Source organism: Porphyrobacter sp. THAI-01a (genome assembly GCF_056868655.1).
In genome coordinates, this window is sequence record NZ_CP180579.1 from 2,914,902 (window position 1) to 2,927,316 (window position 12,415).

12 protein-coding genes are annotated in these 12,415 nt (G+C 66.9%); 6 read left to right on the forward strand and 6 right to left on the reverse strand.

The annotated features are described in order from the left end of the window. Positions 1-28 precede the first annotated feature (28 nt). Together ACMX37_RS14010 and ACMX37_RS14015 are read left to right on the forward strand one after the other, a co-directional pair. The gene (locus tag ACMX37_RS14010; protein WP_483146518.1) at positions 29-829 is read left to right on the forward strand and encodes a crotonase/enoyl-CoA hydratase family protein; all 801 of its coding nucleotides are present in this window, start codon (positions 29-31) and stop codon (positions 827-829) included. A gap of 120 nt (positions 830-949) precedes the next feature. Further along, the gene (locus ACMX37_RS14015; protein ID WP_088913234.1) at positions 950-2,113 is read left to right on the forward strand and encodes an acyl-CoA dehydrogenase family protein; all 1,164 of its coding nucleotides are present in this window, start codon (positions 950-952) and stop codon (positions 2,111-2,113) included. A 150-nt stretch (positions 2,114-2,263) separates the two neighbouring features. On the opposite strand, the gene ACMX37_RS14020 is transcribed toward ACMX37_RS14015, so the two are convergent. Further along, positions 2,264-4,840, reverse strand: coding sequence for a TonB-dependent receptor (locus tag ACMX37_RS14020; protein ID WP_483146519.1), 2,577 nt, complete (start codon positions 4,838-4,840; stop codon positions 2,264-2,266). 303 nt (positions 4,841-5,143) lie between these two features. On the opposite strand from ACMX37_RS14020, the gene ACMX37_RS14025 reads away from it, so the two are divergent. Genes ACMX37_RS14025 through ACMX37_RS14040 form a run of 4 tightly spaced genes read left to right on the forward strand, consistent with a single transcriptional unit; the run spans position 5,144 to position 9,422 of the window. Continuing rightward, a complete protein-coding gene (locus ACMX37_RS14025; protein ID WP_483146520.1) occupies positions 5,144-6,652 on the forward strand; it encodes a flavin-containing monooxygenase in 1,509 nt (502 codons plus the stop codon). Positions 6,653-6,711: 59 nt separating this feature from the next. After that, entirely contained in the window at positions 6,712-7,473 is a 762-nt protein-coding gene (locus tag ACMX37_RS14030) for a competence/damage-inducible protein A (protein WP_483146521.1), read from the forward strand. A gap of 55 nt (positions 7,474-7,528) precedes the next feature. Then, a complete protein-coding gene (locus ACMX37_RS14035; RefSeq protein WP_483146522.1) occupies positions 7,529-8,509 on the forward strand; it encodes a polysaccharide deacetylase family protein in 981 nt (326 codons plus the stop codon). A gap of 13 nt (positions 8,510-8,522) precedes the next feature. After that, a complete protein-coding gene (locus tag ACMX37_RS14040; protein WP_483146523.1) occupies positions 8,523-9,422 on the forward strand; it encodes a GNAT family N-acetyltransferase in 900 nt (299 codons plus the stop codon). Here the strand turns inward: ACMX37_RS14040 and ACMX37_RS14045 are convergent. The 5 genes from ACMX37_RS14045 to ACMX37_RS14065 all read right to left on the reverse strand — a co-directional run bounded on the left by ACMX37_RS14045 (position 9,381) and on the right by ACMX37_RS14065 (position 12,389). Next, positions 9,381-9,698 (reverse strand): hypothetical protein, encoded by a 318-nt coding sequence (locus ACMX37_RS14045; RefSeq protein WP_483146524.1) that lies wholly within the window; start codon positions 9,696-9,698, stop codon positions 9,381-9,383. The two genes, ACMX37_RS14040 and ACMX37_RS14045, sit on opposite strands and share 42 nt — an antisense overlap. A 125-nt stretch (positions 9,699-9,823) precedes the next feature. Continuing rightward, the gene (locus tag ACMX37_RS14050) at positions 9,824-10,042 is read right to left on the reverse strand and encodes a hypothetical protein (protein WP_483146525.1); all 219 of its coding nucleotides are present in this window, start codon (positions 10,040-10,042) and stop codon (positions 9,824-9,826) included. Between the two features lie 143 nt (positions 10,043-10,185). After that, the gene (gene rplA / locus ACMX37_RS14055; protein WP_483146526.1) at positions 10,186-10,878 is read right to left on the reverse strand and encodes a 50S ribosomal protein L1; all 693 of its coding nucleotides are present in this window, start codon (positions 10,876-10,878) and stop codon (positions 10,186-10,188) included. A 4-nt stretch (positions 10,879-10,882) separates the two neighbouring features. Further along, entirely contained in the window at positions 10,883-11,314 is a 432-nt protein-coding gene (gene rplK, locus ACMX37_RS14060; RefSeq protein WP_483146527.1) for a 50S ribosomal protein L11, read from the reverse strand. Positions 11,315-12,200: 886 nt separating this feature from the next. Then, entirely contained in the window at positions 12,201-12,389 is a 189-nt protein-coding gene (locus ACMX37_RS14065) for a hypothetical protein (protein ID WP_483146528.1), read from the reverse strand. Positions 12,390-12,415: the final 26 nt, after the last annotated feature.

Genomic DNA, 12,415 nt, shown 5'->3' on the forward strand with positions numbered 1-12,415 from the left:
TCGCACAAGAATTGCGTTTCGAAACGTAATGGCAAAATCGATAGGAGAGAGCCCCGTGAGCGACACCGCTGCCCCCGAAGTGCTGACCGAAGTCGAGGACGGCGTCCTCGTCGTCACCATCAACCGCCCCGAAGCCAAGAACGCCATGACCAAGGCCGCCTCCGAGGCGATCGCGGCGGCGATGGACCGGCTCGACGCGGAGGACGACCTGCGCGTCGGCATCCTCACCGGCGCGGGCGGGACCTTCTGTTCGGGCATGGACCTCAAGGGCTTCCTGCGCGGCGAATCGCCGAGCGTTCCGGGCCGCGGCTTCGGCGGCGTTGTGCAGGCCCCGCCGCAGAAGCCGCTGATCGCCGCGGTCGAGGGCTATGCGCTTGCCGGGGGCCTCGAGCTGATGATCGCCTGCGATCTCGTGGTCGCCAACGCCAATGCCAAGTTCGGCATCCCCGAAGTGAAGCGCGGCCTCGTGGCGGCCGCCGGCGGCGTGATGATGCTCCCCGACCAGATCCCCGAGCGGATCGCGATGGAACTGGCGCTGACCGGCGACTTCATCGACGCGGCCCGCGCCTACCAGCTCGGCCTCATCAACGAAGTGACCGAGGGCAGCGCGCTCGAGGGGGCCAAGGCGCTCGCCGCGCGGATCGCCGCCAACGGCCCGCTCGCGGTGCGCGTGTCGAAGCAGGTGATGAAGCAGTCGCGCGGCTGGGCGATGGAAGATCGCTACGCCAAGCAGGGCGAGCTGATCGGACCGGTCTTCGTCAGCCACGATGCCCGCGAGGGCGCGGCGGCCTTCGCCGAGAAGCGCAAGCCCAACTGGACCGGCAAGTAAGAACAAACCTCCGTTCGTGCTGAGCTTGTCGAAGCACCGTTCTTTTCTTCCAGAGAGAAGTGCAGCCCTTCGACAGGCTCAGGGCGGACGGTTCCTTGAGTTGAGAGAGAGGATCGAGAAATGCCCGTCATCGACGTGCCCCAGCCCGCCTTCATGGAAGACGAGGAAATCGCGATTTTCGCCGACGCGGTCGGCAAGTTCTACGCCCAGCACGCGCCCCAGAAGCGGGTCGAGAAATGGCGCGAGGACGGGATGGTGGAACGCGAGTTCTGGCGCGAGGCCGGGGCCGCGGGCCTGCTCGGCGTCTCGGTCCCGACCGAATATGGCGGCCACGGCGGCGACTTCCGCCACGACATGGTGGTGATCTCCAAGCAGGGCGAATACGGCGTCGACGGCTTCGGCGCCTCGCTCCACAACACCATCATCCTGCCCTATCTCGTGCGCCACGGCACCGAGGAGCAGAAGCAGAAATACCTGCCCCGCCTCGTCAGCGGCGATCTCGTCAGCGCGATCGCCATGAGCGAACCCGACGCGGGCTCCGACCTCCAGAGCATCAAGACCACCGCCCTGAAGGACGGCAACGGCTACCGCCTCAACGGTTCCAAGACCTGGATCTCGAACGGCCAGCTCGCCGACTTCATCATCGTCGTCGCCAAGACCGACCCGAACGAGGGCGCCAAGGGCATCTCGCTGCTGCTGCTCGAGACCGAAGGCGCGGAAGGCTTCACCCGCGGGCGCAAGCTCGACAAGATCGGGCTGGACGCGCAGGACACCTCGGAACTGTTCTTCGACAACGTCTTCGTGCCGGCCGACAACCTGCTCGGCGGGATCGAGGGGCGCGGCTTCTACCAGCTGATGGGCGAGCTGCCGCAGGAACGCCTCGTGATCGCGATGGGCGCCATCGCGGGTATCGAGAAGGCGCTCGACGTGACGGTCGAATACGTCAAGAACCGGAAGGCCTTCGGCAAGACGATCTGGGATTTCCAGAACACCCAGTTCACCCTCGCCGACCTCAAGGCGCGCGGCACGGCGGCCCGCGTCTTCGTCAACGACTGCATCGCCAAGCTGCTCGAAGGCAAGCTCGACGTGGCGACCGCGAGCATGGCGAAGTACTGGGTGACCGAGCTGCAATCGGAAGTGGTCGACAAGTGCCTCCAGTTCCACGGCGGCGCGGGCTACATCAACGACTACGCCATCGCCCGGATGTACCGCGACACCCGCATCGCGCGCATCTACGGCGGATCGAACGAGATCATGAAAATGCTCATAGCCCGCAGCATGTAAGGCAGCATCAGATTGACGAACTGCGAAGGCGGCCCTGCAAAGGGCCGCCTTTTCAATGTCCGGCAGCTGAGAGAGAAAAGGAAAGGGCGGCTCGCTCCGCGCGAACCGCCCCCTCTCCCGCTCCTTTTCGGAGCTAACTGTCGAGCGCGCTCAGAACTTCGCGCGCAGGGTCACGCCGTACTGGCGCGGCGGCAGGGTGAAGGCCGAGCGCGAGTTGGCCGCGCCCGAGCCGCGCAGCGTGGTATTGAAGGTCACCCCGCGCACCACCTCATCGGTCAGGTTGTTGACCCAGCCCTCGATCGCATAGGCGCCGTCGGCAAAGCGCAGGCCGGCGCGCAGGTTCACGAAGGCCTTGCCGTCCTGCACGTCGGCGATGATCAGCGGCTGGGCCGCGGCCGCCGCGATGACCGCCGCCTGCGAGGAGCCCGCCGCCACCGTCGGCGGGACGATCGCCTGGGTCGAGGTGCGCTGGTCGCTCTCCATGCGGACCTGGCCGGTGATGAAGAACTCCGCCGAATCGCTGATCGGCTTCTCCCACATCGCCCCCGCCAGCGCGACGACCTGCGGCGCGTTGGTCAGGTCATAGCCGCACAGCGACACCACCTGCGGCGCGGTCTGGTTGCCGGCGCAGTCCTTGGGGTAGCTCGCTTCGAGGAAGGTCGCGGCGAGGTTGAAGGTGAGTTCGTCGTTGGGCCGGATGAGGCTTTCGATTTCCACGCCCCGGGTCTCGGCGATCGGCACGTTGAAGGTGGCGAAGGCCGTGCCGGTGAACTCGAGCACCTGGAAGTTGGTGAACTCCTCGTAGAAGGCCGCGATGTTGAGCGTCAGCGCGCCGTTCGGGGTCTGACCCTTGACGCCCAGTTCCCAGGCATCGACCTCTTCCGAAAGGAAGGTCGGATCGGCGCCGTTCACCGCGGCGGTGGTGTCGAGGTTGATCCCGCCCGCCTTGTAGCCGTGGGTGAAGCTCGCGTAGGAGGTCACGAAGGGGCTGAACTCGTAGCCGAGCTTGATCGTGTAGATCAGCTCCTCGTCCTTGAAGTTGGACTGGAAGGTGCGCGGCAGCGGCAGGACGGCGGCCTGCGGCAGGCTGGCGGGCGCGGTGAAGCCGAAGCAGCCCAGCGCCACGAAGGTCGGCCGCAGCGCCGCGGGCACCACCGCCGGACCGGTGCCGGCGCCGATCGCGTTGAGCGTCGCCGGGCAGATCTGGTTGTTGACCGCGGTCTGGGTGAACCCGCCCGACTTGTCTTCCCACGAATAGCGCGCGCCGAGGGTCAGCTCGAGCCCGTCGGTGATCTCCAGCGAATTGTGGGTGAAGATCGCGTAGCTCTTGGCGTCCTGCTGGAAGCGGTTGGTGTTGGTCGTGCCCGCCGGATCGCGGCCGGTGAACACGGTCAGCGGATTGGGCCCGAGCGCGCCGCTCGTGGCCGGGAACAGCAGGGCGCCCACGTTCTCGCCGTAGTCCTGCCCGAGCGAGAAGCTGACCGACTGGTCGATCTGCTCGTCGGAATAGAACCCGCCGATCATGTAGTTGAGCTTGCCCCCGAAGGTCTCGCCCTGGAGCCGCAGTTCCGCGGTCCAGTTGTCGATCTCGAGGTCGAGCCCCGGCACGTTGAAGATGTCGAGCCCGGTGAAGTCGGAATCGTAACGCTCGAAGCTCTGGTACTTGCGGTAGGAGCCGATGAAGATGAGGTCGGCGTTCTCGGAGACCGGGAATTCGAGTTCGCCGGTCACGCCGTAGTTGTCGATATCGGCCTCGGGCGCGAAGTTCGCCGAGACGATGCGGTTGTCCATCGCCCGCTCGAAGGCGGCATTGTCGCGCGGGGCGGTGCTGACGAAGGGCTGGCCGTTGCCGCCATTCGCCCCGAGACCGACCGCGCCATAGGCCCCGCCGGTCACCAGCGGCGACTGGTAGAGCTCGATCGCGCCGCAGCAACTCGACTGGCTCTTCGAGTAGTCGGCGATGATGCGCCCGCGCAGGCCGCTTTCGGTGTCCCAGCCGATCTGGCCGCGGACCAGCCACTGGTCGACATCATTGGTGTCGCCGACCTCGCGGCCGGTGCGGTCGACCACCGTGAGGAAGCCGTCACGCTGGCGGTAGGCACCGGTCAGGCGCACCGCGACGGTGTCCTTCACGATCGGCAGGTTGACCGCGCCCTGCAGGCTGATTTCGTCGAAATTGCCGTATTCGGCATTCACGAAGCCGCCGAACTCGGTCACATCGGGCCGGGCGTTAGTGATGTTGAGCGCGCCTGCCGAGGTGTTGCGGCCGAACAGCGTGCCCTGCGGGCCGCGCAGCACCTCGACGCGTTCCACGTCGACGAACTCGCTGAGCGCCACGCCCGGGCGGGCCTGGTAGGCGCCGTCGATGAAGATGCCGACCGCGCTTTCGAAGCCGATGTTGTTCGAGGTCGTCCCGATGCCGCGCACGCGCAGCACCACCGAGCCCGAGGCGAGCTGCGCCTGGCTGGCGGTGAAGGAGGGCGCGAGGGCCGAGATCTGCTGGATGTTGACGACGCGCTGCGCTTCGAGCTGCTGCGGCGCGATCGCGGTCACCGCGAGCGGAATGTCCTGCACGTCCTGCGCGCGCCGGGTCGCGGTCACGATGATGACGTTGTCGGCGTTTCGGGTAGCCTGTGCCTCGGCATCCTCGTCCTGGGCGAAGGCGGGGGTGGTCAATGCGCTGCAGGCCATCAGGCCGCAGGCGAAAGTTGCGAACTTGCGCGTCATGGCTGTCCTCTCTCCACATTCCAGCCGGTCTTGATGCCGGTCTTGGCTTGTGAGGGGGAAACTATCAGCGCCGCGCCGCCTAACAAGAGTCATAGCCAACTTATGATAGACAGTAGCAAAAATGCCACATCCCCTGTTGCAGCGCAGCAATGATGCGGGGCGCGCGCCGGCGCGACAAGAATCTTGCCCCGTGCCGCAACCGGTGCCGTCGGTGCATGGTCGGTTGCAATTTGCCATTCAAGACTCGCTTTTGCCCGGGGCCTGTGGTTACATCGGTGTCAACAAGGGAGAGAGAGACCCGTCATGCTTGCATCACCACCCGATTTCGACGTCCTGATCGTCGGCGCCGGCATTTCCGGCATCGGCATGGCCGCGCACATGGAGATGAAGGCCCCGCACCACAGCTACTGCATCGTCGAGCGGCGCGACAATCTCGGCGGCACCTGGGACCTGTTCCGCTACCCGGGCATCCGCTCGGACAGCGACATGCACACCCTGGGCTTCGATTTCGAGCCGTGGCGGCACGAGAAGTCGATCGCCGATGCCCCCGCGATCCTCGAATATCTCGACCGGATCGTCGACGAACGCGGCATCCGCCAGCACATCCGCCTCGGCCACAAGGTGATCAGCGCGGACTTCCGCCACGATGAGGCGCGCTGGCACGTCGAGATGGAAAAGGCCGACGGCTCGCGCACCCGCATGACCGCGAACTTCCTCTACCTCGGCGCGGGCTATTACGATTACGACGAGCCCTATGATCCGGGTTTCGATTTCGGCGAGTTCGACGGCCAGGTCCTCCACCCGCAGTTCTGGCCCGAGAACCTCGATTACAAGGGCAAGAACGTGGTGGTGATCGGATCGGGCGCGACCGCCGTCACCATCGTCCCCTCGATGGCGCGCGAGGCGGGGCACGTCACCATGCTCCAGCGCACGCCGACGTGGATGTTCACCCGCCCGGCCAAGGACGCCATCGCCAACTTCCTGCGCGCGATCCTGCCCGAAAAGCTCGCCTACCGGATCACCCGGTTCAAGAACATCAAGATGCAGGACTTCTCCTTCAAGCTGGCGCGCGACAACCCGCAGAAGGTGAAGGACGCGCTCTACAAGAAGATCGAGAAGGCGCTCGGCAAGGATTACGACAAGTCCGCCTTCACCCCGCCCTACAACCCCTGGGAACAGCGCCTGTGCCTCGTCCCCGACGAGGACCTGTTCCGCGCAATGAAGGCGGGCAAGGCGAGCGTCGTGACCGGCCATATCGCGAAGTTCGAGAAGGGCGGCGTGCGGCTGACCGACGGGCAGTTCCTGCCTGCCGACATCGTCGTGACGGCGACCGGCCTGAAGCTCGCCGTCGCGGGCAAGATCGCGGTCAGCGTCGAGGGCGAGCCGGTGCAGTTCAACGAGCGGTTCTACTACAAGGGCTGTATGTTCTCGAACCTGCCCAACCTTGCGGTGGTGTTCGGCTATCTCAATGCCAGCTGGACCCTGCGGGCCGACATCAATTCGGACTACGTGTGCCGCGTGCTCGAACAAATGCGCGCAACCGGCACGGCGATCGCCACCCCCGTCCTGACGCCCGAAGGCGAGGCCGCGATCGTCGAGGACGACGTGTTCGATTTCTCGAGCGGCTACATTCAGCGCGGCAAGCACATCATGCCGAGAAACTCGGTCAGCTATCCCTGGCGGCTCAACCAGGAATACGTGGTCGACAGGAAGCGCATGAAGGACGACCCGCTCACCGACGGGATCCTTACCTTCACCAAGCCGGGCGCGAACGCGCGGCACGGCGAGGAGCAGCTCGAAGCGGCGGAATAAGGGCGAAAGGCGGGCGGTAATCTCTTCCGATTGCGCCCGCCTTGGCCTAACCACAGCCCATGACCTCTCCCGACAAGATCTGGACCGCCGGGCTCATCGTCATCGGCGACGAAATCCTCTCCGGCCGCACGCAGGACAAGAACATCGCGCAGGTCGCAAGCTGGTTGCAGGTGCAGGGCATCCGCCTTGCCGAGGTGCGGGTGGTGCCGGATGTGGAGAGCCGGATCGTCGAGGCGGTCAACGCGCTGCGCGCTGCCTACGACTACCTCTTCACCACCGGCGGAATCGGGCCGACCCATGACGACATCACCGTCGATGCGGTCGCCGCCGCCCTCGGCGTGCCGGTCGTGATACACCCCGAGGCCCGCGCGCTGCTCGAGAGGTATTACGAAACCCGCGGCGGCCTCAACGAAGGGCGCCTGCGCATGGCCCGCGTGCCCGAGGGATCGGAGCTGATCCCCAACCGCATGTCCGGCGCGCCCGGCATCCGGCGCGGCAACCTCTTCCTGATGGCAGGCGTGCCGCACATCACGGCGGGAATGCTCGACGCGCTCACCGGCCAGCTCGAGGGCGGCGCGCCGCTGCTGTCGGAGACCATCGGATGCTGGGTCGCCGAAAGCGAGGTCGCGACCCTGCTGCGCGAGGTCGAGGCCGCGCACGAGGGCTGCCAGATCGGCTCCTACCCCTTCTTCCGCGAAGGGCGGGTGGGGGCGAATTTCGTGGTCCGCTCGACCTCGGCCGAGGCGCTGAGAAGCTGCTGCGACAGCCTGACCGACGGGCTCGCCACCCATGGCCACGACTTCACCCCCGGCGGGATCTGACCGGCAGGAAATATCATCACCTCGCCTTAACCCTTGGCTGCTATGCCAGCCTTGCATGACCCGCGTGTTCATCACCATCGACACCGAGTATTCCTCGGGTCTCTATACCGGGCCGGGTACGGTCGACCGGGCGGACAATTACGCCCGCTCGATCGCCTGCATCACGCCGGAAGGCCCTGCGGGCATCACCCACAAGCTGCAATTGCTGGCCGAATACGGCCAGAAGGCGGTGTTCTTCGTCGACCCGATGCCCGCGCTGGTGTGGGGCGTTGCCGCGATCGAGGACATCGTCGGGCCGATCCTCGAGGCCGGGCAGGACGTGCAGCTCCACTGCCACACCGAATGGCTCGCCATCGCCGGAAGCGCCAATCCGCTGCCCTCGAAGGCGACGGGCCACAACCTCGCCGACTTCCCCTTCGAGGAGCAATGCGCGATCCTCGACTATGCCCGCGCCACGCTGATCGCCGCCGGAGCCCCTGCCCCGGTCGCCTTCCGCGCGGGCAATTACGGCGCCGACGACGACACGCTGCGCGCGCTCGCGGCGATCGGGATCGACTACGATTCGAGCCACTGCCCCGCTCTCGTGGGCGCGAGCGCCTGCGCGATCAGCCTCGGCAGCGAGGACCGCGATCCGGTCGGCCACATGGGGGTCATCGAGGTGCCGGTCGGCAGCATCGGCACGATGGGAGGCGGCCTGCGCCACGCCCAGATCACCGCGCTGACGCTGGGCGAGATGCTCGGCGCGATCCGCCACGCGCGCGACAGCGACCGCGACAGCTTCACGCTGGTGAGCCATTCCTTCGAGCTCATCAACCGCCGCAAGCTCGCGGTGAACCACATCGTGCGCCGCCGCTTCGGCGGGCTCGTCAAGACGCTCGCGACGATGCGCGGCGTGACGACCGGCACCTATGCCAACACCCCGCCGGTCCTGCGCCTCACCGGCGCGAGCGCGCAGCCGCTCCCGGCGAGCGCGATGCGCACCGGACGGCGTCTGGCCGAGCAGCTGGTCTCCAACACGCTCTACGGCGCGCTCTGAGGGAACCGCCGGCATGGCCAGCGCGGCAATCGACTTCACCCTCGGCTCGCGCCGCCTGCTGAGCGTGCCGCGCCGCCTTTCGACCTGGGCCTTCAGCCTCGAGGACGTGCTCGCGGGCACCCTGCCCGATGCCCCGCCGGGCGAGCGCGACGGCGTGCGGGTGCTCTCCGCCCCGACCGGGCGCCTCCCCGCCGTCACCGCGCGCTATCCGGGCTTCATCGCCGGCGGCCGGCAGGATTACCGCCGCCACTACATCGACATGGGACAGGACTTCGAGGCCTATATGGCTCAGTTCTCGGGCAAGACCCGCTCGACCCTGCGGCGCAAGGCGAGGAAGCTCGCCGAGGAGGCAGGCGGCTACACCGTCACCGAGCACCGCACCCCGGACGAGATCGCAGCCTTTCTCGCCGCTGCCCTGCCGCTGTCGGCGCGCACCTACCAGGCGCGGCTGCTCGATGCCGGGCTGCCGGGGGACGAGCCTGCGCGCCGGGCGATGCTGGAGGCGGCGGAGGCGGGCTTGATGCGCGCCTTCCTGCTCCATGCGGGCGGGGCACCGGTCGCCTACCTGTCCCTGCCGGTCGTCGGCCAGACGCTCGTCTATGCCCACCTCGGCTACGATCCCGACTGGGCGCGGCTTTCGGTCGGCACGGTGCTGCAGATGGATGCGCTCGAACGGCTCTTCGCGGAACGGCGCTTCCGCTGGTTCGACTTCACCGAGGGGGACGGGGCGCACAAGGAGATGTTCGGGACGCATTACGCGGCATGTTCGAGCCTCGTGCTGCTCGAGCCGACGCTCGCCAATCGCACCCTGCTGGGCGCGCGGGCGGGATTCGATGCGGGGGTGGCGGGCGCCAAGGCGCTCGCCGAGCAATCAGGGGCGCTGGGCCGGATCCGCGCCCTGCTGCGCGCCTGAGCGCGCAAAGTCGCGCGCTGCCGCCATGCGGCGCAGGTTCTCCTGCTGGCGCGCCCGCTCGACCGGCACCATCCGCACCGAAGGCGTGCCGCTGAGCGAGCCGTAGCGCAGCGCGATATAGAGCCAGATCACGGCCACCGCCGCCAGCAGCGAGCCCGCCGCGATGCCGAGCCGCAGATCATAGCTGATCAGCAGCCCGTCAGCCGCGAGCGCGACGCCTGCAACGAGCCACTTGAGCGACAGCCATCCGGCCAGACGTTCGGAAGGAACAGGCATGGTGCGAACCTCTTTCACGGCGCGCGGGCGGGGAGGGGGAGAGGTTCCGCGCAACCATGAAGGAAGATGGTGCAATCGGGCTGAAACGCAAGGGGCCAAATGGCCCATGCCGCCCGTCCGCCAGCCTACTTGTCGCCGCCGCGCGCGCGTTCCTCCCGCTGGTGGCGGGTGGCATCCTCCGACCGGCGCCGGTTCGCGCGGCTGTCGCCCCGGTTGTAGAGCCAGCTGGCCAGCAGCACGACGAACAGCAGGGCCGCGCCGATCGGCGGGGCGATGAACGAATCGGTGAGATAGGTCGCAAGGACCGTGACGAGCAGGATTATGACGATGGCGGCTTTCAGCATGGGGCGCTCCTTCGCAGGGGCTACCCCTTCCGCGGGGCCGATGGTCCGCCGCCGGTCGCCTTTCCCCTGCCGCCCGACGCAAAAGGGGCCGGAAGCGCGGCTTCCGACCCCTTTTCGTGTCCACCGGTTGACCCAGCGAAGGCTTATGCGCCTTCGACTTCCGACAGGTCGACCTTGAGGCCCGGGCCCATCGACGAGGTCAGCGAGACCTTGCGGACGTACTTGCCCTTGGCGCCCGATGGCTTGGACTTCACGACGGCTTCGGTCAGCGCCTTGAAGTTCGCCTTCAGCGCCTCGTCCGAGAAGCTGAGCTTGCCGATGCCGGAGTGGATGATGCCCTGCTTCTCGACGCGGAACTCGACCTGGCCGGCCTTGGCGTCCTTGACCGCCTGCGCCACGTTCGGGGTCACGGTGCCGAGCTTCGGGTTCGGCATCAGGCCCTTGGGGCCGAGCACCTTGCCCAGACGACCCACCACGCCCATCATGTCGGGCGAGGCGATGACGCGGTCATAGTCGAGGTTGCCGGCCATCATGTCTTCCATGAGGTCTTCCGCACCGACCTTGTCGGCGCCGGCGGCCAGCGCCTTCTCGGCATTGTCGCCGCGCGCGAAAACCGCGACCTTCACGTCCTTGCCGGTGCCCGAGGGCAGCGACACCATGCCGCGGACCATCTGGTCGGCGTGACGCGGGTCGACGCCGAGGTTCATGGCGACTTCGACGGTCTCGTCGAACTTGCCCTTGAACTGGCGCAGCACGCCCAGCGCTTCCTCGATGGTGTAGAGCTTCTCGCGGTCGAGCGAGGCCAGAACCTTCGCCTTCTTGGTGATCTTTGCCATGTGCTTAGCCCTCCACCACTTCGAGGCCCATCGAGCGGGCGCTGCCGGCGATGATCTTCATCGCCTGGTCGATGTCGTTCGCGTTGAGATCGACCATCTTGGCTTCGGCGATCTCGCGGATCTGCGACTGCTTGATGGTTCCGGCCGAGACCTTGCCCGGCTCCTTCGAGCCCGACTTGAGGTTGGCGGCCTTCTTGATGAAGTAGGTCGCCGGCGCGGTCTTGGTGACGAAGGTGAAGGAACGGTCGCCGTAGACGGTGATGACCGTCGGGATCGGCATGCCCTTTTCCATTTCCTGCGTGGCGGCATTGAACGCCTTGCAGAATTCCATGATGTTCACGCCGCGCTGACCCAGCGCCGGGCCGATCGGCGGCGAGGGGGTTGCAGAGCCCGCGGGCACCTGCAGCTTGATATAGCCTTCGATTTTCTTGGCCATGAGGCCTTGCTCCTGTTCGCACTCTTGCCGCGCTGTTTCCAGCCCGGCTCATGTTAAGCGGTCAAACGCCCCTGCCTTGTGCATGGCGAGGGCTCCCGCACGGAATCACCCGGAGCCGAAGCCCGAGCGAAGGCGCGCGCCTAGGCGCAAGCCGGGAAAAAAGCAACCCGCCTGTGGCGGCGGCGCAGCGCAAGCGGACAAAGCGGACACGCTGTCCGCTTGGTGGCGCAGCCATTTTCCTAGCAGTTTCAGACGCTAACACCCGAATCCGCCAAGCGGACGGACAGGGAAGCGGGGCCTTGTTTCGCGCCCCGGGCATCGGGCGGCCTCGCAGGCCGGGCACAACGATGGGAAAGAACCGGGGCGCATCGTAGCGGCTGCCAGCGGTGTAGGAAATGCCGCGACCCGTCCCCCGCTCGTCGCCCCGTGCTCGACACGGGGCTTGGCTGCCCTCCCTTCGCGCGCAGAAGAAGAAAAGCCTGACCCCGGATCAAGTCCGGGGCGACGATTAAGGGATGGCGGCTTCGACCCCGTTCCGACCTGAACCTGCCTTTCAGCCATCGACCCCATAGCGGTCAATCAGAGCTTGGGGCATAGTGCGGCGTTGACGCATCAACTGGTTGGACGGTCTCAGTGAACGACGGCGGAAGCTTTGGGGAGACACTTGTCGCGGAGTTGGGCACTCCCAGGGACCATACGGCGGAGTTGCTAGGAGGGGGCGTGGTGCTGCTCCTACTGCTTGCCTACGTAGGTCTGGAGTTCGGTTTAGGGCGAGCACTCATCAGGATTGCGGGTTCCATAAAGTCGAGGCTCTCCCACGAACGGAGCGATGACTGAAGCGGCGTGGAGGCAGAAAACCACCCACCTCCGGCCATTCGCGCCCGCGCTACGCGTTCCCGAAAGCGGACGGGCGCGGGACGCGCAGGCCCTTGGTCCGGCTGGTGAGGTGGAAGCGGCGGCACAGCGCGCACTTGTAGGCGCGCAAGGGTGTGTCGGCAGCGACGGCGACCGCCTCGGCCGCCTCGCGCGTGTCGAAGCGGCGCTTCTTCTGGCAGATGCCTGGGCGGGTCTTCACACCACGACCCTAAACCATGGAGACCG